Source organism: Oceanobacillus piezotolerans (assembly GCF_003665065.1).
In the GTDB taxonomy this organism is placed as follows: Bacteria; Bacillota; Bacilli; order Bacillales; family Amphibacillaceae; genus Oceanobacillus; species Oceanobacillus piezotolerans.
The window spans coordinates 439,283-460,309 of sequence record NZ_RCHR01000004.1 but is presented as its reverse complement, the minus strand read 5'-3'; the positions used below and the strand labels follow the sequence as shown (position 1 = coordinate 460,309).

At 37.2% G+C, this 21,027-nt stretch carries 17 protein-coding genes, 2 tRNA genes, 2 rRNA genes, 2 pseudogenes and 1 riboswitch; of the genes and pseudogenes, 14 read left to right on the top strand and 9 right to left on the bottom strand.

From position 1 onward, the window contains the following. The 4 genes from D8M04_RS13805 to D8M04_RS13790 form a co-directional block, all read left to right on the top strand. Positions 1-248, top strand: a 23S ribosomal RNA gene (locus D8M04_RS13805); the annotation flags it as partial. A gap of 123 nt (positions 249-371) precedes the next feature. Next, positions 372-484 (top strand): 5S ribosomal RNA (gene rrf / locus D8M04_RS13800). Positions 485-779: 295 nt separating this feature from the next. Continuing rightward, a tRNA-Gln gene (locus D8M04_RS13795) sits at positions 780-854 on the top strand. A gap of 61 nt (positions 855-915) precedes the next feature. Continuing rightward, positions 916-990, top strand: a tRNA-Asn gene (locus D8M04_RS13790). A gap of 303 nt (positions 991-1,293) precedes the next feature. Here D8M04_RS13790 and D8M04_RS13785 read toward each other — a convergent pair. Together D8M04_RS13785 and D8M04_RS13780 are read right to left on the bottom strand one after the other, a co-directional pair. Continuing rightward, a complete protein-coding gene (locus D8M04_RS13785) occupies positions 1,294-1,695 on the bottom strand; it encodes a YidH family protein (RefSeq protein WP_121523923.1) in 402 nt (133 codons plus the stop codon). Positions 1,696-1,735: 40 nt separating this feature from the next. Further along, the gene (locus D8M04_RS13780) at positions 1,736-2,698 is read right to left on the bottom strand and encodes a formylglycine-generating enzyme family protein (protein ID WP_121523921.1); all 963 of its coding nucleotides are present in this window, start codon (positions 2,696-2,698) and stop codon (positions 1,736-1,738) included. A 182-nt stretch (positions 2,699-2,880) separates the two neighbouring features. Here D8M04_RS13780 and D8M04_RS13775 point away from each other — a divergent pair, with 182 nt between their 5' ends. Beyond that, positions 2,881-4,497, top strand: coding sequence for a sulfatase family protein (locus tag D8M04_RS13775; RefSeq protein ID WP_222928594.1), 1,617 nt, complete (start codon positions 2,881-2,883; stop codon positions 4,495-4,497). A gap of 166 nt (positions 4,498-4,663) precedes the next feature. On the opposite strand, the gene D8M04_RS13770 is transcribed toward D8M04_RS13775, so the two are convergent. Continuing rightward, the gene (locus tag D8M04_RS13770) at positions 4,664-5,557 is read right to left on the bottom strand and encodes a glycine betaine ABC transporter substrate-binding protein (protein WP_121523917.1); all 894 of its coding nucleotides are present in this window, start codon (positions 5,555-5,557) and stop codon (positions 4,664-4,666) included. 362 nt (positions 5,558-5,919) lie between these two features. Beyond that, positions 5,920-7,197 (bottom strand): YhgE/Pip domain-containing protein, encoded by a 1,278-nt coding sequence (locus tag D8M04_RS13765; RefSeq protein WP_121523915.1) that lies wholly within the window; start codon positions 7,195-7,197, stop codon positions 5,920-5,922. A 550-nt stretch (positions 7,198-7,747) separates the two neighbouring features. Between D8M04_RS13765 and D8M04_RS13760 the strand changes: the two genes are divergently transcribed. After that, positions 7,748-8,173 (top strand): hypothetical protein, encoded by a 426-nt coding sequence (locus D8M04_RS13760; protein WP_121523913.1) that lies wholly within the window; start codon positions 7,748-7,750, stop codon positions 8,171-8,173. A gap of 414 nt (positions 8,174-8,587) precedes the next feature. Here D8M04_RS13760 and D8M04_RS13755 read toward each other — a convergent pair whose 3' ends face one another. The 4 genes and pseudogenes from D8M04_RS13755 to D8M04_RS13740 form a co-directional block, all read right to left on the bottom strand. Continuing rightward, positions 8,588-9,169: a YitT family protein gene (locus D8M04_RS13755; RefSeq protein WP_121523911.1), complete on the bottom strand. Its 582-nt coding sequence runs from the start codon at positions 9,167-9,169 to the stop codon at positions 8,588-8,590. Positions 9,170-9,494: 325 nt separating this feature from the next. Continuing rightward, positions 9,495-9,746: pseudogene (locus D8M04_RS13750) on the bottom strand (DUF1048 domain-containing protein); the annotation flags it as partial. Positions 9,747-10,090: 344 nt separating this feature from the next. Next, a complete protein-coding gene (locus D8M04_RS13745; protein WP_158595133.1) occupies positions 10,091-11,443 on the bottom strand; it encodes a TrkH family potassium uptake protein in 1,353 nt (450 codons plus the stop codon). A gap of 228 nt (positions 11,444-11,671) precedes the next feature. After that, positions 11,672-12,328, bottom strand: a complete 657-nt coding sequence (locus D8M04_RS13740; protein ID WP_121523907.1) for a potassium channel family protein — start codon at positions 12,326-12,328, stop codon at positions 11,672-11,674. Between the two features lie 83 nt (positions 12,329-12,411). After that, positions 12,412-12,559: riboswitch (cyclic di-AMP (ydaO/yuaA leader) on the bottom strand. A gap of 446 nt (positions 12,560-13,005) precedes the next feature. On the opposite strand from D8M04_RS13740, the gene D8M04_RS13735 reads away from it, so the two are divergent. The 4 genes from D8M04_RS13735 (at position 13,006) to D8M04_RS20210 (ending at position 15,647) form a co-directional block, all read left to right on the top strand. Further along, positions 13,006-13,194 carry a twin-arginine translocase TatA/TatE family subunit gene (locus tag D8M04_RS13735; RefSeq protein ID WP_121523905.1) on the top strand — a complete coding sequence of 63 codons (189 nt, stop codon included), beginning with the start codon at positions 13,006-13,008 and terminating at the stop codon, positions 13,192-13,194. Between the two features lie 496 nt (positions 13,195-13,690). Beyond that, positions 13,691-14,149, top strand: a complete 459-nt coding sequence (locus D8M04_RS13730; RefSeq protein WP_158595132.1) for an aldo-keto reductase family protein — start codon at positions 13,691-13,693, stop codon at positions 14,147-14,149. 352 nt (positions 14,150-14,501) lie between these two features. Next, complete coding sequence (gene phoU, locus D8M04_RS13725; RefSeq protein ID WP_121523901.1) at positions 14,502-15,161, top strand: phosphate signaling complex protein PhoU; 660 nt, start codon at positions 14,502-14,504, stop codon at positions 15,159-15,161. 318 nt (positions 15,162-15,479) lie between these two features. Continuing rightward, entirely contained in the window at positions 15,480-15,647 is a 168-nt protein-coding gene (locus D8M04_RS20210; RefSeq protein WP_187695451.1) for a hypothetical protein, read from the top strand. Positions 15,648-16,121: 474 nt separating this feature from the next. Here the strand turns inward: D8M04_RS20210 and D8M04_RS13715 are convergent. Then, positions 16,122-16,256, bottom strand: a pseudogene (locus D8M04_RS13715) (DUF1657 domain-containing protein); the annotation flags it as partial. A 364-nt stretch (positions 16,257-16,620) separates the two neighbouring features. Between D8M04_RS13715 and D8M04_RS13710 the strand changes: the two are divergent. The 4 genes from D8M04_RS13710 to D8M04_RS13695 are packed head-to-tail and all read left to right on the top strand — an operon-like array spanning position 16,621 to position 20,728. Next, positions 16,621-17,472, top strand: a complete 852-nt coding sequence (locus D8M04_RS13710) for an ABC transporter permease (RefSeq protein ID WP_246001257.1) — start codon at positions 16,621-16,623, stop codon at positions 17,470-17,472. A gap of 11 nt (positions 17,473-17,483) precedes the next feature. Continuing rightward, positions 17,484-18,263, top strand: a complete 780-nt coding sequence (locus tag D8M04_RS13705; protein ID WP_121523989.1) for an ABC transporter ATP-binding protein — start codon at positions 17,484-17,486, stop codon at positions 18,261-18,263. Positions 18,264-18,287: 24 nt separating this feature from the next. After that, positions 18,288-19,373 carry a taurine ABC transporter substrate-binding protein gene (locus D8M04_RS13700; RefSeq protein WP_222928593.1) on the top strand — a complete coding sequence of 362 codons (1,086 nt, stop codon included), beginning with the start codon at positions 18,288-18,290 and terminating at the stop codon, positions 19,371-19,373. Between the two features lie 14 nt (positions 19,374-19,387). Beyond that, a complete protein-coding gene (locus tag D8M04_RS13695) occupies positions 19,388-20,728 on the top strand; it encodes an LLM class flavin-dependent oxidoreductase (protein ID WP_246001255.1) in 1,341 nt (446 codons plus the stop codon). Positions 20,729-21,027: the final 299 nt, after the last annotated feature.

Sequence of the window (21,027 nt, the reverse complement as noted above, 5' to 3'; positions counted from 1 at the left end):
TAGTACGAGAGGACCGGGATGGACACACCGCTGGTGTACCAGTTGTTCCGCCAGGAGCATAGCTGGGTAGCTACGTGTGGAAAGGATAAGTGCTGAAAGCATCTAAGCATGAAGCCCCCCTTAAGATGAGACTTCCCATCACTTCGAGTGAGTAAGATCCCTCAGAGACGATGAGGTTGATAGGTTCGAGATGGAAGCGTGGTGACACGTGCAGTTGACGGATACTAATCGATCGAGGACTTAACTAACTTCTTTAATCGTTGTTTACTCTTATTTAGTTTTTAGGGTACAAACCTTAAAAGCGTTCAAGGAAGTTCGGTTAAAACCGTTCACCTCCTGTGAACAACACCGAACGACCTACGTCGTGTAGGCCTGGTAGTGATGGCGGAGAGGCCCCACCTGTTCCCATACCGAACACAGAAGTTAAGCTCTCCAGCGCCGATGGTAGTTGGGTTTTCCCTGCGAGAGTAGGACACCGCCAGGCAATTATTTTAATTAAACGCTTCACAGTACTTTAATGATAGTTCATCGGCTGTTAGTCGATGGTCGAGATTTGAAGTCTATCTGTGGGGTTATTTATTTGCAAAAATTTAATGGTTTGTTGGTCAAGCGTTATGACACTACCCTTTCACGACGGTAACACGGGTTCGAATCCGTAAGTTACCATGAATTTTCAAGTCGGTTGGGCGACACCATTATTTATGAATAAAAATAAACCTTATAGTAAATAGTATAAATGTGTTGGTTAGTTCGAATCCGCCCTCCACTATATCGATTATTGGGCTATAGCCAAGCGGTAAGGCAACGGGTTTTGGTCCCGTTATTCCCAGGTTCGAATCCTGGTAGCCCAGCCATAATTTTCTAGAATTGCGCACTACTTTTAAATCAGTGCGAAACCTAGGAGAGCATTTTCATTCCACAGTAGCTCAGTGGTAGAGCAATCGGCTGTTAACCGATCGGTCGTAGGTTCGAATCCTACCTGTGGAGCCATTTTTAAACTCTAGACTAGGGGTAAGGCATCGGGTTTTAGATCCCGTGTAACACCGGTTAATCCTACCTGGTAGCCCATTTTATATACATAACAAATTACGAGCCCTTATGGGGCTTTTTTATTTGTAGAAAAAGAAGCAAAAGTAAAACGAATAAACAACCCCTTGTTGGGCTCCTTCTAAATTAGGACCAAAATTAAAGATTCGTCTTTATATGCCTCATAATAAGAAACCGCTCTAAATCATACAGACTGACTCTAGTTATAAAAACTTTCCTGTTTAGACCAATTGCCCCTCAGATCCCCTAAAAGAGTTTTTCGATATGCATAAATTGGACCAAGATATACAAAATCGCTAGTACAAAGACGAGAAGCAAAAACAGAGAGCCAAATATAACAAACAGGTAAGAAGATTGAAAGTACTGCGCTTGAATTTGTTTTCTTTTCTTCAAATACTGAAAAGCTGCCATGATCATGACAGCAACTCCACACACGCTGGATAAGATAGTAAGCAGGACAGCGAGTAAATCACTTAAGGCATGACTTTGGCCGATTGTTAAATGGAAAGTAATCGTTATAAAACCGACGCCAATGATGGCGATTGCTGTCCGTATCCAAGCTAAATACGTGCGTTCATTCGCTAAATGCTGCTGTGCAAACTTTAGTTGATTTTCTTCTTTTTCTTTATTCCAATCTTCACTTGCCATCTCTTACAACCCACCTAGATAATTAGAAATTCTGTATCCTCTAATAGATATGAGGATCTGCGACACAGCGAAACCCAGTATTTCCTGTAGAACTGTCTGGTGTATTGGATGACCTTGCCGCCACCCGGTAACGATTACAGTATGAATGATGACAAAGATACGACCCTCCACGTGTCACCCTGCTTACGCCGAGCTTCGGCCCATTCGGATTATCATTTCCGCCTTTTTGACCAGGTTGATCCGTGAACCAGTCGTTGCACCATTCCCATACATTTCCAGCTGTTTGATATAGTCCAAAGCCATTCGGAGGAAATGATTTCGCGGGGGCTGTAGCAAGGTAGCCATCCTCTTTCGTATTCATCATTGGAAAATCTCCTTGCCAAATATTACAGACATGCTTTCCTTCTGGCATTAATTCATTTCCCCAAGGGTAACGCTTTTGTTCCAATCCACCTCGTGCCGCATATTCCCATTCAGCCTCCGTTGGCAATCGTTTCCCTGCCCAGTTGCAATACGCAACCGCATCATTCCAGGACACATGAACGACTGGATGGTCCATTCTATTCTCAATCGACGAATCAGGGCCTTCTGGATGATCCCATGCTGCCCCTTCAACAACCACCCACCATGGTGTATTTGCTACAGCATGACTAGCATGCAGCAACGTTGTTTCTGATAAAAGTAAATGAAATACAAAAGTCCAGCCGAATTTCTCAGCGTCTGTCACATAACCAGTGTCCTCTATAAACGCTTTGAATTCCGCATTGGTTACAGCACAGGCATCGATGTAGAATGGATCAACTTTTACCTCACGAATAGGACCTTCCGCATCTGCGGGAAACCCCTCTTGATCTTCTGTACCCATTTTAAATGTTCCGCCTGGGATAAAAATCAGTTTATCTCTTTCTATCTTATTTGCTGATTGTTTTACTTTTATACTCTCCGATTCTTTTGCCTTGTTTGTCTGCAGGCGACTGACACTGCAGCATGATGTTTTTTTCATTTACGGTCACTCCCAATCTCCCAACCTTTACCCTTCATACCATTCCGGTAAACATAAAGAAAATAATGATACTTATATTCTTAATAGAAGCTGAATGCATATAAGTCAAAATGCTTTGTTCTGTAAAATTTCGGGTATAGCTAGATAGTAGGTAATAGGTAATTTAACGGAGGTGGATTATGTTGGCAAACAAAAAACCAAACATTGTACTTATTTTTGCAGATGACTTAGGATATGGGGATGTTTCTTGTTTTAACCCTGAGTCAAAAATTCAAACCAAAAACATCGATACACTAGCAGAAGAGGGGATGCGATTTACGGATACCCATGCGACTTCCGCCTTATGTACCCCGTCTCGGTACGGATTGTTAACTGGGCGTTATAATTGGCGTTCCAGCTTGAAGAGCTTTGTCGTGCCAGGAGATTCTCTGGCCTTAATTGAACATGACCGTAAGACAATTGCCCATTTACTAAAAGAAAACGGATACAACACAGCAGCTATCGGAAAATGGCATTTAGGTTTGAACTGGCAGTTGAAGGATGATTTTGATTATGAAAAATATGGATTAAACCCAGATGAATTTCCTGATATAAAAACGCGAATGGGCCGTGATGGCATTTTTGATATTTCTGAAGGCCGAATGGACTTTGAAGGATTGGATATTGACTATTCCAAACCTATTACCTTTGGGCCGAATCAGCTGGGATTTGATTATTTTTATGGAACACCTGCATCGCTTGATCAGCCACCATATGTCTATATTGAAAATGACCGGGTAGTAGAGGAGCCGACTGAAGTAACAGGGGTATTCAGGCTTGATCGGTCGGGACCAAGTGAACAGCAGGCATGGCAAAATGGCGTAGCTGCATCTAATTTTGTTCATTCAGAAGTTCCGGATAACATGCAGAAAAAAGCATTAGAAGTGATTGATATGTTCGCAGAGGAGGATAAGCCATTTTTCTTATATTATCCAACTCATTTGGTGCATGGTCCGCTACTGCCGAATGAAGACTTCGAAGGGAAATCAGGTCTTGGGCCTTACGGTGACTTTGTCCTTCAGCTCGATCATTATGTTGGAGAAATAATGGCTAAGCTGAAAGAAAAAGATCTCTTTGAGGATACAGTTTTTATTTTTACAAGTGATAACGGTGCTTCAGGTATCTGTGATTTTGATGCGTTGAAGGAACATGGACATAATCCAAGTTATATATTTAAAGGACTCAAAGGAGATATTTGGGAAGGCGGACATAGGGAACCAACCATTATTTCCTATCCAGCAATGATCCAAAAAGGCAGCGTTTCCAACCATATGATTAGTTTGGCTGATATATATCGCAGTATTGCAGAAATCATTGATGCCGAAATACCGGATGATACTGCAGAGGATTCCATATCCAATGTTTCCTTATGGCAAGGGGAAAATGAGCCAGTACGAGATGAAGTCGTACATACTTCCGCCAATGGAGGATTTTCCATTCGACGTGGAGATTGGAAGCTCGAGCTGGTTAATAATGGGGGAGGGCTAGCTGATTCCCGTAAAGGAGCAGGAGGACAATTGTATCAGCCTACCGAATTATACAATTTGAAAGAAGACATCAGTGAAACCAACAATGTCATTGATGAGCACCCAGAGCTTGTGGAAAGCCTCAAACATTCATTGACAAAATACATTGTAAATGGCCGCTCTACTCCAGGGACTCCACAGGAAAATAATCGAAACAACCCAACAGGAGAATGGCCGCAGATTAGGTGGATGGAAGGGTATGAAGCGTATATAGAAAGGTTTAAATATGATTGAACGAAGACGGTATATTTCATTAAGAAGAATAAAAGTTGTTCACAAAAACTCACTAACATTTATAGACGTAGTGGGTTTTTAATTGGACAAGGTTTAAGTGTTCACTAAAAAAGAAGTAATCGCAAAACCTGGTCACAGGGGCGATTACTTCTTTTTATTTAGAAATTTATTTGGATGGCAATTCCTCAATACTGTCAATATCCATATATTCCGGTACAACAAAACCTTGTTGTGCTCCTTCTAAATTAGGGCCTAAATCAACAATCTCATCTTTATATGCCTCATAGTAAGATGCCGCACCTACAGGAAGCCAAGCGATTAACATTCCATCCACTTCTCCTTGAGAAAGACTTTCAAACGCGATTCCCATATCAAGAGGTGTTAATTCGACGGTATATCCCAATTCTTCAAGCACAAGCGCCACGACATTTGTGGAAGCAATTTCTGTTTCATAATTCGTATATGCCAATTCGATGGTCTTATTATCAACCGGTTCAATACCTTCTATCCAAGCATCGACTCTATCTCGATTGTTTTCGATCCATTCTTTCGCTGCATCTTTTGGTTCAACCGAATCATCCTGTCCAAATTTGGACATCACTTCATTCATGTCTTCTACTTCCCAGTAGAAGTTGTCTAAAAACTGATATGCGGATGGATGCTCCTCCTCTAAACCGAGACGAGTCATGGTATGTATATTTTCAGATGCACCTAATGTCCCTTTTGGGTCCTCTAAAAATTTCAAATCATATTCACTGAACATCCAGTGCGGCTGCCAGAGGGTAACAACAATAGGTTCTTCATCTTCAATCGCTTGCTGTAATTCCGTTATCATTGCTGGTTCTGTACTTGGCAATAGTTCAACATCCAAGTTGTATGATTCAATTGCTTTTTCTGCTATATTCATCGTTCCGGACCCCGGCTCAATCCCAACGATTTCTTCAATTTCAGCTGCCGCGTTTGCTTCGGTTGTATTCTCACCGGCAGATTCTGCTTGGCACCCTACTAACACCAGAACAATACTGATGCTTAGGAGAGTTATTGTTTTCTTTAATGACATGATTCTAGAAAAGCTCCCTTCTATAGATGTAACCTGTTATGTATTTCATTTCCGTTAAACTTTTCGGAGATAGTTAGTATGTTAAAGGAAGATTAAAAATAGCACAAAGCTTTATTACATCGATTCTAGGGCATTTTAGCGGATTAAAGTTATTTATTGGGAGTAAGGGCTTTTATTGTCAGAATAACTCTGGAATGATGGGGAAAACTTGGGTTTGCTGTTTTGCTTAAGAAAGAACTATCTTTGAAGTTACAACTATTCTTATTGAATGAATGAAAAAAAGGGCAATATAATGTTTGCTAGAAGTGAGGAACAGTTCTCCTCATTTAAAAGAAACACTAAGCCCCAACATGATCCCTTATTTATTCTTCTGGCAGTTTTGAATCAAACCTATTGCTTACTTGTATTTGAACTTTGTCAGTCTTTTTGTTAACTGACCTTTCCATCTTGGGGGCGTTTCCTTTTCTATGCTCATTAGCAATAAAGGCAATAATAATCATCAATGCAACCACAAAATACGAGGATATTGCCAATAAGGCTGTTCCAAGTCCTGCCTGCATTCTCCCGCCATAATAAAGCAATGCCCTCATCCCATCTACCATATATCTCGTCGGTAAAATTAAGCTGAAGATGTGGTGAATGGCCGGAAGTGTTGATAAAGGAACTGCTCCTCCACTTGAAAAAATGCCCATAATATTTACCGGGAACATGACCAACATTCCCCAACCCCCAAATAACAAAGCAAGTGATTTAAATAAAAATAACATGGTTAGTGAACAGAAAAAGCTGAATAAGAAAATAACCCAAATACTTGAGGCATGTGAGCTTCCGAAAAAGCCAAAAACCGCTAACTGTGAAACAGCGGCTACAGAAAAAGCTAAAATAATGATTAGAAGCAGTTCTGTTTTAAGCATTTCCGCCCCACTTAAAGAAACTCCCTCCTTTTTCAGTGCGCCGTTTCCACGAAGGAGATATCCGTGTATCATATTTGTGCCCATTATTCCTGAAATAGAAGCAATAAGAATCAGGACGAACGGTGTCATTCCGTTATAAAGATGAACTGGAATTCCCAGTACATTTTTCGTTGTAGCTCTTACAGGAACTTCTGCTAAAGCTATCTGGTCAGCAGGTATGGATCTATCCTGTTGATTAAGTTCCTTTTTCAAGTTACTACTAAGTTCGCTGGATGCCGCATAGACGATCGTTTCTAGAGCTCTACTCGCAATCATAGATGCCGATTGGCCGATCCCTTCATTCAATAATATTTCTAGGGTTGCCGCTTCTCCTATTCCGTTTCCATTAATAAGCAGATTGTTAATCTCGGAAATATGCTTAGAAAAGTCCTCGGGAATAACGAGTGCACCATATGCTTTATTATTCATTAAATCATGCAATGCTTCTTCTTTATTATCAACTACACTCCATTTAAATGAACTTCCATTTTGTTTTTCAATTAAATTTACTAAAATAATATCTCCAGCAGGTCCTTTGTCTTCGTTTGCAACAATTAATGGAGCGTTTGTTAAATTTTGGATACCACCACCAAATACAGGTAAATAAATACTTATCATAATAAACATAAGAAGTGAAATTAACCAAATTGGAAACCAGGTAGAACTTAATTGAATGATTCTTTTCACGATGGCTCTCCTTAATTTCAATTTCTTGTTGAAAAAATCTTTCACTAGACATAAACGATTTATTTTTCAACTATACCTTTTCTTTTTTTGTATGTATGTAATTTCTATTATGTTTCCGTTCGTACTATTTATTTATCCTATTTATTTTAAGGACCTGAGAGACTGGTACTTCTGCCAATTTAATCGATAATTAGATTACAACCGCGAAAAATAAGATAAAATGTGAAGTAAGATATTGTACAGCTCATACTTCGCATTTTACTTTTTTATTGTTAAACTATAAATATATCAACGAGAGTTAATAGCAATAGCGAAGCGCAATTCATACGCAGGAGAGTTAACTAAGAAAATTGTGCAATACGATAAAATATAATAATAATAATATAAAATTTCACTTAGAATCCATCGTTATCAAGCGCCAATATTAAGTAGGCTTTACGATTGCTTAAATAAAGACTATATTAATAGATATCAAATTGGCGGAAAAGTCTTCCAATATATCTAACTCGCTCGTACTATTAATAAATTCTTAGGTGGGGGAATATGAAGTATGAGATTAAAATTGTATATTCTTATCGTAATAATGGCTTTAGCTGTCCTTGGTTATGGTATTTATTATACTGGGACACAGGCGGCATCGGACAAGCTGATGGAAGCATTATCAACTGAATTGATAGAAAGTGGAGAGATGGAAAACATCAAGCAAACGATTGAAAGTGATCCTGAGTTAAAGGTTTTTTTAGATGACGACTCCAAGTCAGTTGATGAAAGTAAGTTACCATTTACCACCAAAGAAGAAGCCACTAGAGCAGTAGTTAATAAGATAGGAATACCAAAACTCCAAGACATGCAATCCAAAGTACAGCAAGGTCAAATGACGAAGGAAGATCTCATACAAGAAGCCGAAAGGAATTTTACTGAAGAAGAAATAGCAGCATTGAAAGTAATAGCTTATAAGGAACTTTATAATAAATAAGTTTTATCGCATGTATAGAGTTGGTAAGGCTTCTCCATAGTGATGTCTTTTTCATTAAGGTTATATTTTAGTGGTGGTTTTAGTTATGAATAGATTAATCGTTACTTGGCGGTATCTAAAACACAATTGTAATAGATATTACAGATTCTGTTTTAACCTTTCCCAGTTCGTATGTAAACAGTGTACCATGAGTTTTCATGTAACCATATTAAATCAATCCATTAATATTCTTTTTAAAAATGTAAATACAGATGAGAGTATGTAGCTCGCCGTGATTCGGTAACTATTGTGCAATTATCTGTAACTTATTTATATAATTTAGCGATTGATTTAGATGACAGAATTCTTTAGGTTGGACCCCAATCAGATATATATGTCGAATAGCAGTTCAGGGTACTCCCACAAACTGCTTTTTTAATTTGCCTTTGAAAATTTGCTAATGATTCCTGTAGTAGTAAGTCCAATTGTAATGACCATGATTAACGAGTAGCTAAAAGAAACTTTTTGTATCGTAAACCATCCAAATAGTAAGACCATACAGTCTATAAGGAAAATAAAAATTCCTGCGTTAATAGCAGTTATATTCGATAATATTAATGCAAGGAGATCTGTTCCCCCTGTACTAATGTCGTTTAGTAACAGTATCCCTACACCAGTTCCAATAAAAACTCCACCGATAATGGCTCCAGTAAGAAGGAATCCACCACTAGGATTCCAGTATGAGATCGGATGGAAGAAATCAATGAAAAGGGCGGATACTAAAAGACCGTGAACCCCGTTATAAAAAAAGCTTCGATTATAAAAGAAGGCAATTAAATATAAAGGGGTGCTTAGTATTATAATCGTTAATCCAGGTTTAACTCCCAATGCGTATTTTGCAATTAAACCAACTCCCATAATACCGCCATCCAATAGATGATTTGGAATCACAAATAAATTAATTCCCGTAGCAATCAATATACTTCCAAGAAGGATGGCAATTGCTTTTTTTAACATGTAAATTCCACCTTGTCCAAATCGTCTCTGATATTAATCATATGATAAAAAGACTAAGGTAGAATTTAAATTTGGTGGGTGCTTTCTCTAAAAGAATTCAAATCATAGCCCTTTTCTATGATGTCACCTTACATTTTTGAGTAATCGGAAAATAGTATGGAAAGAGGGTTAAAAGGTACCCTCTTTCCTAGCAGTTGCCATGCTCCTAATAAGGAATATATAGAATTTTTCACGATAATTTTTACGTTTATAAACTTTTTTCTAATTTAAAACTATTTTTTACCATTTTAATGTTAAGGACCGTTGAATTCATGTTCTCTCCCTTTTACTCAATAGAATCCCTTAATTTTCTTCTCATTTTATCCATCCATGTTTTTTCTGGAAATACTTCTAGTAATGAGTCGGCAAATTTGGCGATATCATCCCCGACTACGTCTCGTACACTTAAACCATCGCCTGCACTAATCTCAAACATCTCTAAAATGTTTTTTAAAAGCTCCAGCATTCCTGAACCTTTAGCATAGCTCCACATATAGTTTTCAACTGCTTCCATACACTTTGAATCGAATGGAACAGCTTAATAATAAGCAATGACTTCTTGGTAAAAAATAGGATGAATAACTATTGAAAATAAAAAAGACTGGACCTATATTGGATCCAGCCTGAGCTATGATTATTTGTTGTTCCATTGAACTCTCTTGTGTTGAAGGGATTTATTCACAAAGAAGCATTATGATAGTATGGAATAATAATAAGTGGCAGCTTGTTTACAGACGTTCTGAGAGTAAATCATCATTCCATACTATCCTTCTAGTGAACTTGGCCCTCTGACGAACTTAATGTTGTATTAAGCCTTCTATAATGAGAATGATTTATAATCAAACCCGTTCATAGAATTGTTTTAACAGTAACATACATTGTTTATCCAATAATGAGTCGCTCTTTTGGATAGTGATGCTTATGTTTGACTGTCTTGCCCCCTATAAAGAATAAGAAGGTAAATATCCCGATTTTGCCTATAAACATTAATATCATGATTACGACTTTTCCGCCAGTACTCAGGTCAGGTGTAATACCGAGCGAGAGCCCCACAGTCCCAAAGGCAGAGGCAACTTCGAATAAAATTTCCATTAATGAAAAGGCTGGCTCCATACATACTAGAATGATAACTGATACAATGCAAAGCAACATCGCTGTCGTAAAAACGATGAATGACTTGATGATATCTTCATCAGCAATTTCCCTTTTGAATACTTTTATTGTTTTGTCCCCCTTCGCAAAATAGTATATGGCGAGCAGCATAATCGCAAACGTGGTTGTCCTGATCCCACCACCAGCACTGCTAGGGGATGCTCCTATAAACATAAGAAAGCTTAGAAAAAAATGAGTAGGCAGCGAAAATTCGCTGATGTCGGTAATGGCCATCCCACCAGTTCTCGATGATATAGAATAGAATAAAGAATACATAAAAGATTGATGCCAGGTCTTGTCTGCGTAAAATTGACTGTACTCCATAACAAAAATGACAATCGTGCCGATTACAATCAGAAGTAAAAAAGTAACCGTTGTGATTTTCGTAAACAAACTAAACCGGAATGGACTCTTTTCCTTATGCCTAAGCCATTCTCGCACTTCCATTAGAACCGGGAATCCAAGTGAACCGATAATATAGAACACCATATTAAAGGTCAGGACGAAATAATCTTTTGCAAATGGGATTAGCGATTTCCCTGTAATATCAAAACCAGCGTTTGTCATGGCACTTACTGAGGCAAAGAACCCCTGTAAATAAGCCTCTTGCCAAGTTGGAAAGAATTTCATGAAATAGGTACCTATGACAACAGCCCCTATTAGTTCCATCGCTACAAAGAAAAGGAAAATCATTCGTATGAACCGGACAATTCCGGCAACATTGATGCGGTTCTGCTCTGTTGTCATGAGTATTCTTTCCCTGATTCCTATTTTCTTTCCTAACACAAGCCATACCATCGTTCCAAAAGCCATAATTCCAATTCCACCGAACTGAAGAATGACGGCAAAAATAAATGTTCCAGGGACACTAAGCAGTTGACTTATATCAATTGGAGATAATCCAGTTACAGTTACGGCGCTAATCGAAACGAATACTGCATCAATAAATGTTAATTCTGCGTTCGGCTTTTGAGTTATAGGTAACAATAATAAAATGGTTGAAACCATCACGGCTATCAGGTAATACATTACAATGATTTGAGCTACTGTTAATCGTTTTTTTAAGTTTTTTATATTATTCATACTTATCCACTTCATTATTTTTTATTAAACCAAGTTTGGTTAATCCTCATTACAAATCTTCTACTTTTTCTTATTCAGTTAAACAAAAGCCATTAAGTATAAATGATGCTTGAATTACTCTTCTTTCCTACAGACGTATTTTAGGTGATAATATCTTCAATTAATAGGATGGACTTAGATTAATCGAATACCACCTGTGTGATTGTAAGATATCATCTTTTATATGTCTTACATCCCTTTTTCCTGAAAGCGTACAAGATCTACTTTATGACCTATAGCTACAAGTAAGTCTCCTTCGGAAATCTTTTCATCAGGAGAAGGAGAAACCACAACTTCCTCCCCTCTTTTGATAGCCAATATGGTACATCCGTATTTCGCACGTATATCTAATTGTTTTAACGATTTATTATCATTTTTTTTAGTCGCCTCCAACTCTACGATGCTATGATCCTTTGAAAGTTCCACATACTCGATGACTCTCGAAGAATCCAGCTGATGAGCAATACGAATCCCCATTTCATATTCAGGCTGGATGATACGGTCAGCGCCAATACTTTCTAGAATTCTTACATGTTTTTGGTCATGAGCTTTTACCCAAACTTCCTTCACACCTAATTCTTTAAGAATTAATGTACATAGGATACTTGGCTGAATGTTTGCCCCGATTGTGACAATGACTTTTTCAAAATTTCTTATCCCAAGTGATTTTAAAGCATCTTCATCGGTTCCATCTGCATTCACCGCATAGGTTGCATATTTTTCAATATTTATAACCCTTTCCTTGTTAATATCAATTGCTAGGACATCATGGCCCAGCTGATATAACTCTTTGCAAATACTGCTGCCAAATCTCCCTAACCCAATTACTGCATACTGCTTCCTCACTGTTTCTCCTCTTTTCTGTGTGCAACACCAATAAAAAAAGACCACAAAGAGTGGTCCTCGGCTTAACCGTTGACCCTTCTCTCGGAATTGCAAATTAACGCCTACGAGGTTAGCTGCCGGATTAGGGACTGAGAGTATCCCTTCTTACCAATCAGTAAGATTCACCCCTGAATAACAACCTGTTATTCGATGGTTCCCCCGCTCATAAAAATAATTAAGCGACTAAAAGGTGCTTGGATTTTCGTTTTGTTTTAATAAGATATAATCTACTCCGATTATTTTCCGTTGTCAAACTCTTCTTTGGCTAATTCTTTGGTCTATTAGGTGTATAAGCAGGAGATTTATGACATCTTAACGAATATTAAATGAATGTAAAAAATAAGTAAGCGCTATACAGCCGGAATAATTTTTTTTGAGAGTGTAAAGGTACTTGTCATTTCCATCTTATTTACCCAAATACTAGGATATAGAACCATTCTATTAACCATGAATCTAAGTCAGATCGCACACTAGTAACACACATCCGATACTTTAGGTCCAAATGGAGATTGTTAAGTAATATGATGTTTTGTTGTTATATTGAGTAACATAAATTATGTGTTGTGAGTATATTCACAAATAAGACAGAAGAAGGTAATAATGTCATTAATAAAGAGTATCCTACGAGGTGATGGGAGATGTTGAGTAATATTGGTGTTTCAGAATTAATTCTAATTCTTGTAATTGCATTAGTTGTATTTGGTCCATCTAAATTGCCGGAAATAGGAAAGTCAGTGGGAAGAGCATTAAACGAATTCAAAAGTGCTACAAAACATATCATGAATGATGTTGACGAATCATCTAAAAGAGAAGAAAAAAATAAGTAGTCAGAGTTGGAGGAAGGGCTATAACTTTAGATAAAAGAATAAATACAAAAATTTCTTATAAAAATGATGTTTATGTATTTGGACAGGGGGTATATAAAAAGTACATCAAACCGTAAGAGGTTTGAAAGCACTTAGCAACTTAGATGGCAACGGAAAAAGTGGTTCATGATCATCGCATACCGACAAATGTTTGGAGAGAAAAAGGATAGCTGGTTTTCTGTATATATTGCAGGGGACAGCTATTCTTTTTATTGTTTGAAAGCAGCGGCAACACTTAAAAATATATAGAACACCTACTAACCGTATTTTGCCTTTGGAGCTAGTATTGTTGCTGAAGATATGGTAAGTGCCTACACAGAAGTTTCGCGTAGTGAGATTTTTGATGACTACGTAACCGTCTCTTCCTGGCAATCTCGTAATGAGGTGTCATTTTCATTGCATGATTTTCCCAACTCAACCATAATAAATTCATATTCTTACTATGAGGAGGATATGTTTGAAGAAGGTTTTGATACTACTGTTTATTATTATCATGTTAATGATTATAATAATTACTGCTTGTACTGAAGATGAAGTAAGTGAACCGGTCGAGGTCGAACAGAATGATTCTCCTGAACAGGGTACAGTTGAACCGACCCAAGAAGAACGGAATGAACAATTAAAAGAAGAAGCGATTGAAGCAGATTTTGAAAAAATTAATGGAAATGAAGTTGAAGAAGGTACCAAGTTAAAAGCTTCTGGTGAGATTACAAACATTTTTCCGGAAGACTTACGAGGCGGGGACTTCATGCTATCCGTTGAAGAAAGTGAAAATGAAAATGGTGTGTATCATGTAGTTGATATGAAAACTGAAAAAATCCCTATAGAAGAAGGTCAGGTTGTTACAGCGTATGGTGTATACGATGGCAAGGATGAATCAGGTATGCCTATCATAATAGCAACGATAATTGAATAGAAATACAAGAGGCATTCACATTGTGGGTGTCTTTTTTATATGTAAAGGAGCGTGTTAATCAAGACAACAAATATACTCAGCAATAGATACTAATATGCAACTGTCTGAGGAAGGGAAACTAAAAGAAGTAGTTGAGTTAGTTAAACAATGTCTAATCAATGATAGTATCTTTGTTATTTCTTAAGACTCGAAAAAATAGTTTGTAAAAATTCATAATATATTATAAATTTAGACTCGTTTTATAGTACAATGGAGAAACCAATTCAGATTATTTAATATCAAGTGTTATTTACAGCTGTATGAACATATACATTTTATTTTAAAGAAGATAATAATTTAAGGGGATGAAAAGATGAAGACACGTGATCAATTTAGCAAGGAAATTATAGCGTTACATAAGGATATTGTTACCTTAATGAATATGTCGGGGCAAGCACTCATTGATGCAATCGAATCCTTTTACAATCGGGATATTGATAAGGCTAAACTAATCATTGAAAATGACAAAGATATTGATCGACTCGAAATGGAAATCAATGATAAGACAATACTGCTGATTGCAAAACAGCATCCTGTTGCGACTGATCTTCGCAGAATCATTGTTGTGCTTCGAATTGTAACTGATATTGAACGAATGGCAGACAATGCCAAAAATATTGCTTGGTCTACCATTCACTTAGGTAAGGATTATAAAGCTACAGGTGTTCATGAAGAATTAAAAAAAATGCAGATATTGACTCTGGAAATGCTTGATCAATCGATTCATGCATTTGAAAATGATGACATTATGATTGCAGGACAACTTGGAATCATGGATGACCAGGTCGATAAGATTTACAAGGAAATTGTCAGTGAACTATTAGGAGAGAAAGCAACAGATCCTGATCAAATCCAATATGTTATGCAAGTAGTTTTAATTGCTCGATATCTCGAAAGGTTTGCTGATCACATTACAAATATAGGAGAAAGCATTATTTATCTTGTTAAGGGTGTAAACTTTAGTTTAAACTAAAAAGCTAGAACACGAGCGTAGATACCCGAAACAACGTAACAAAAAAATGAATGTTAATTTACTTTAGTTTTAAATAATGGCGCTTTCCTGTATTGGGAAGGCGCCTTTTCATGCTGTAAACTATCAAGAAACCTGATAATTTTTATGTCCAAACACTGTCTTATTCCCTTTAGGTTATACCCATGGAATGGTTAAAGAACAAGAGTAAGAGAAGATACCTCCAAAAACAATGATTATGATGTTCTTTTCTAAGGATAAGGTTCTTAAAAAAGGAAACAAATAAGTGGGGATAGAGATTATTAAAGTGAGGTGATAGAGATGAAATTGAAAAAATTAACTATGGGTATGGTTATTGCATTCCTATCTACAGGGTTATTGTTCGGGTGTGGGACACCAAATGATGAACAGGAGCCAGACCCAACTGAAGAACCTTCTGAACAACAACAGCAAAATGAAAACGATATGGATGGAAATGGTAATCAGTAATTGATATTCAGTGTATACTACCTATGTCTGTTGACTACAACAGCAGGATACTACAATCTAAATAATGTACTGAGAGTATGTTTACTTTGGCGCCTACCTGCACAGGAAGGCGCCTTTTCATACTATAGCCATTAGAGTAATTTTTATGTCCAACGACTGTCTTACCCCTTCAAACTCCGAATTAGTAGTGTTTTCAGTAACCGATACGATAACTGAATTCTCATAGATCTTTTCAACAATACTTTTTATCTCGGGCTTAAAAGAAAATTTCATCACCAATTCCTGCAATATTCTTCTTCTCCATTGTTTGTTCCACCTTTACATAAAGAATCTGTTGGATATTAGATTTTTTTACAATAATCTTTTTTTTACGAAAGAACATCCTATCATTATTGATGTTTTGTTTGTCGTAATGCACAAAAAGTTAGGGTGATGTTAAAAAGAGGCTGGTTTTAAATCAGCCTCCGGGATATCTTATTGTATATATTGCGGTTCCTCTTGTTCCATTTGCTGGATTATTGGCTCTATATTCTGTAAGATTTCCTGTGTTTGCTGGGCAGCATTTTGATACAGCTCTTGTGCTTGTTTGTTATCTGTTTCAAGTGCAAAACCTGAATTTCTGTATTAACTTAGTAAATTATTTTTTGATGGTAATGTTTTTAAAAATGAAAAAACTAGTTGACAGGTAGGAATAATGGGATTAAAATATAAATAATTTTAATGGCCTATAAAATAGCTTTATGGGTTTTACTCTCCATCTTGTGCACATGGTTGAGTACAGTTAAACAACTGTCATTAAGGGGTAATTTCTCTTTTTATAAATTAAATAAGGCATATCCGATTGGAAAACCAAAGGATACAGAAAAATCGTTTTATACGATTTCTGTGTCCTTTTTGTTTTTAATGAAGAGAATTCGGATATTATTCATAGCTCAGAAGTAAAAATTGGAGAGAAATTAAAGGGGTGTGAGAGATGGTTCAACTAAAAGAGGTGTACATGGAAAAAAAGAAATTAGTAAACGATAAAATACCAAGGAAAAAGAAAAAGCGGCATAAAGTATGGAATATAGAAACGCTAATTACTATTTCCACATTTACTTTCATTTTACTTGCTTGGTTTGTGTTAACGGAATTAGAATTCGTTTCATCGTTAATTATGCCTTCACCGGCCACTGTATTACAAAGCTTTCAAGAGGTGATAACGACTGGATATAAAGGAAATTCATTATGGGTTCATATACTCGACAGCATGACACGTTTACTAACTGGATATTTTTTAGCAGCTGTTTTAGGTATACTGCTTGGGCTGGCAAGTGGATACAACAGAAAAATACGAGCTGTTTTCGACCCAATCGTTGAATTTTATCAATCATTACCACCACTTGCTTATTACACCGTATTAATCATTTGGTTTGGTATTGGTGATTTATCCAAAGTCGTATTACTATTTCTTGCTGCTTTTGCACCAATGTTTATTGCCTCGATGTCAGGGGTGAAGAATGTTAAAACAGAGTATATTCAAGGAGCGTATAATCTAGGGGCAAATAAATGGCAAACGTTTTTCTACATTATATTCCCAGCAAGCTTGCCTTATATTTTCACAGGTTTGCGAACTTCAATGGTTGCTTCTTATGGAACGCTTGTTGCTGCAGAGATGGTAGCAGGTGTAAGTGGTTTAGGCTGGATGGTCATTGATGCAAGTCGATTTATGCGGAGTGACATCATCTTCATGGGATTAATTGTTATGGGAATTATTAGTATTATTTTAGACCGTTTATTGAGATTTGCAGAAGGAAAAATAGTCCCTTGGAAAGGAAAAGATTAAGAGGTGATCAGATGGTAAACTTAGAAGTGAAAGCGAAGGTATTAGAACTTAAGGATATTCAATTAACCTATGGAACAAAAGGAAGAGATGTGCTGGCCCTTCAAAATGTTAATTTAGACATAGAAGAAGGAGAGTTTGTGTCTATTTTAGGTCCATCGGGGTGTGGAAAAAGCACTTTACTAAAAATTATAGCTGGCTTTATAGAGCCAACCGATGGTTCCGCACAAATTGATGGTTCTGAAATTAATGGGATTGATTGGAATCGTGGGGTGGTGTTCCAGCAACCTGCGTTATATCCTTGGTTAACCGTCGAGCAAAACGTCCATTTCGGATTAAAAATGAGGAAAAAAGAAGATAAAGAAACGGTCCGTTATTTTCTGGATAAGATCGGATTATCCCAGTTTATGAAAAGTAAACCGTATGAGCTATCTGGAGGGATGAAACAACGTGCAGCCATTGCTCGCGTTTTGGTAAACAATCCCCGAGTGCTGCTAATGGATGAGCCTTTTTCCGCACTAGATGCTTTAACAAGGGAACAAATGCAAAATTTACTACGTGATATTTGGAGAGAAACGAAAAAAACAATTATTTTCATTACTCATGATGTGGATGAAGCCTTATTATTGGCCACAAAAGTCATTGTGATGTCCAGACGTCCAGGCCGTATCGTAAAAGAGTTACTTCCAACATTTACAAATCACATCACTGCGGAAGATAATAGTGTTCGCTTTACAAAGGAATTTCAAGAATATCGAGAAGAAATTCTACACCTCATTAATAGCCAATCGTAAAAGAGAGATTAGGAGGAATACATGATGAGATTAAAAAAATGGAGTGCTCTATTACTTTTCATACTTATAGCCACTTTAGTTGCTGCTTGTGGGAATGCAAAATCAACAGGTACAGCTGGATCAGAATCAGCATCTGATGCAGAATCAGAACAAGACTTACCCGAAGTTTTAAATATCGGTTATTTCGAATATATAGATGACAGCTTAATTGTAAAACAACAAGGCTGGCTGGAAGAGGAGTTAAATCAATTGGGGGTTGAAGTAAACTGGATCTCATTCCAAACCGGTCGTGATGCAAATAACGCGTTATTATCAAAAGCGATCGATATCCAAATTGGCATTGGAGATCCTCCTGTAAGTATTGCGGTCGAATCCAAAACTCCTTATGAAATTTTCTGGGCAGGTCAAACAGTAGGTGAGGCAGAAGCGTTGGTCACTAAAAAAGATTCAGGTATTGATAGAATTGAAGATTTGAAAGGGAAACGCGTTGCAACAACGATTGCATCAACTTCGCATTATAGTTTATTAAGTGCTTTGCAATTAAATGGCCTAACAGAAGCAGACGTACAAATTGTTGACTTAACGGCACCAGATATATTATCTGCATGGCAACGTGGTGATATTGATGCTGCCTATACATGGGATCCAATTTTAACTGAAATCTTAAAAGATGGTACTAGGTTAATTTCCAGTGCTGATTTAGCAGAACAGCGCCATCCAACCGGAACGTATGGTGTCGTTCATACTGAATTTGGTGAAAAATATCCAAAAATCGTAGAATTATATATTAAACAACTAATTCGTGCACAACAACTATATACAGAAAATCCGGATGAAGCTGCAAAACTCTGGGCAGAGGGGCTTCACATTAGTGAAGAAGAAGCAGCGAAACAGGCAAAAGGTTCAATTTGGTTAACTCCAGAACAGCAATTATCAAAAGATTTTCTTGGTACTTCGGGGAATATCGGAAACACTGCGGAATCCTTAAAGAAAATTGGAGACTTTTTAGTTGACCAAAAATCATTAACAACAAAATTAGAAGTGTCTTCTTATGAAGCAATTATTAATCCCGTTTATTTGGAAAACGTTGTAAACAAAACAAATAATTAATAGGGGGTTAGGTAGTGGCAGAGAAGCAATTGAAATTAGGCGCATTCTTTATGCTGCCAGGCCATCATGTATCCTCATGGCGCTATCAGGGGACAAAAAAAGAACACTTGTTTAATTTGAAATTTTTGGCAGCACAAGCAAAACTAGCAGAGAAAGGGAAATTTGATATGATTTTTTTAGCAGACCAATTAAATATCAATGACCCAACCTCCACTGGCTTTGAACAAACATTAAATATAATGTATGAGCCATTCACTTTACTAGGCGCATTAGCAGCTGTAACAGAAAAGATTGGATTAGTTGGAACCGCCTCTAGTACACATAACGAACCATATAATGTGGCACGTAAATTTGCTTCGCTGGATCAACTGAGTGAAGGACGGTCAGGTTGGAACGTTGTAACAAGTGGACAGCTATTAGAATCCAAAAACTTTAGTGACGAGCAACCATTAGCACATAGGGAACGATACGAGCGTGCAGAGGAATTTGTAGAGGTAGTAACAAAACTTTGGGATAGTTGGGAAGAGGACGCAATTGTTTATGATCAGTCCAGTGGAAAAGCCATTGATTCCTCAAAAGTACATTCGATTCATCACAAAGGGGAATGGTTTTCAGTACGCGGCCCATTAACCGTTCCAGCGTCGAAGCAGCATCGTCCAATCATTATTCAAGCAGGGTCTTCGGAATCAGGTAAAGAATTAGCAGCTAAAACAGCAGAAGTAGTCTTTACCGCGGCACAAACGATTGAAAATGCTCGAGAGTTTTATCGAGACTTAAAAGGTCGGTTAGTTAAATATGGACGACAACGTGATGACTTGAAAATTATGCCTGGTGTATTTATAATCATCGGCAGAACAGAAGAGGAGGCAAAACATAAAAAACAACAATTGCTTGACCTGGTACCAGAAGAAGCAGGATTAGCACGGCTTAGTGAACATTTAGAATTTGATTTGAAAGGCTACCCATTGGATGGACCATTACCTAAATTACCTTCCATCGAGAAAGTTTCAGGAACACAAAGCCGAGTTGAATTATTAAAAAAGGTAGCCGAGGAAAATAATTTTACAATCCGTCAACTATACCAACATATTGCTGGTGCACGAGGGCAACGGGAACTTGTGGGCACTCCTGAACAAATTGCTGATGATTTACAATTATGGTTTAAAACAGAAGCAGCTGATGGATTTAATATTTTACCATCCCATTTCCCAGACGGATTCCAGGATATTGTGGATTTATTAATCCCCGAACTTCAGCGCAGAGGTCTTTTCCGTAGAGAGTATGAAGGTGATACGTTACGTGAGCATTTGGGGTTAAAAACACCTCCAAACCACTTTATAAGGTTGTCAGAATAGATTTTTATTTTGAGTATAATAGTCGGAATTGATTTTTTATCTACCAGTCGACTGGAGATATTTTTGGGTCTTTGATTTGATCCGGGAATATCTCTTTTTTTGTTAAAATAGATAGGAGGTGACGATTATTTCGGCCCCTAGAAGAGTAGCCTGAAAGGAAAACAGAGGAATAAAAAAGTAGGCCTTGTTGTTTTGGAGTGGCATTTATAAATAGGAAAGAGGAATAGTTATGGGCAATATTGTAATTGTGTCAAGGGGAATCCATCTTGATTATCGAGATCAGAACTTATTCTTTTCTA

Bases quoted from the DNA above. Each gene is read 5' to 3' on its own strand.
- D8M04_RS13785 (WP_121523923.1), bottom strand. From the start codon at position 1,695: ATGGCAAGTGAAGATTGGAATAAAGAAAAAGAAGAAAATCAACTAAAG.
- D8M04_RS13780 (WP_121523921.1), bottom strand. From the start codon at position 2,698: ATGAAAAAAACATCATGCTGCAGTGTCAGTCGCCTGCAGACAAACAAG.
- D8M04_RS13770 (WP_121523917.1), bottom strand. From the start codon at position 5,557: ATGTCATTAAAGAAAACAATAACTCTCCTAAGCATCAGTATTGTTCTG.
- D8M04_RS13760 (WP_121523913.1), top strand. From the start codon at position 7,748: ATGAGATTAAAATTGTATATTCTTATCGTAATAATGGCTTTAGCTGTC.
- D8M04_RS13755 (WP_121523911.1), bottom strand. From the start codon at position 9,169: ATGTTAAAAAAAGCAATTGCCATCCTTCTTGGAAGTATATTGATTGCT.
- D8M04_RS13745 (WP_158595133.1), bottom strand. From the start codon at position 11,443: ATGAATAATATAAAAAACTTAAAAAAACGATTAACAGTAGCTCAAATC.
- D8M04_RS13735 (WP_121523905.1), top strand. From the start codon at position 13,006: ATGTTGAGTAATATTGGTGTTTCAGAATTAATTCTAATTCTTGTAATT.
- phoU (WP_121523901.1), top strand. From the start codon at position 14,502: ATGAAGACACGTGATCAATTTAGCAAGGAAATTATAGCGTTACATAAG.
- D8M04_RS20210 (WP_187695451.1), top strand. From the start codon at position 15,480: ATGAAATTGAAAAAATTAACTATGGGTATGGTTATTGCATTCCTATCT.
- D8M04_RS13710 (WP_246001257.1), top strand. From the start codon at position 16,621: ATGGTTCAACTAAAAGAGGTGTACATGGAAAAAAAGAAATTAGTAAAC.
- D8M04_RS13705 (WP_121523989.1), top strand. From the start codon at position 17,484: ATGGTAAACTTAGAAGTGAAAGCGAAGGTATTAGAACTTAAGGATATT.
- D8M04_RS13700 (WP_222928593.1), top strand. From the start codon at position 18,288: ATGAGATTAAAAAAATGGAGTGCTCTATTACTTTTCATACTTATAGCC.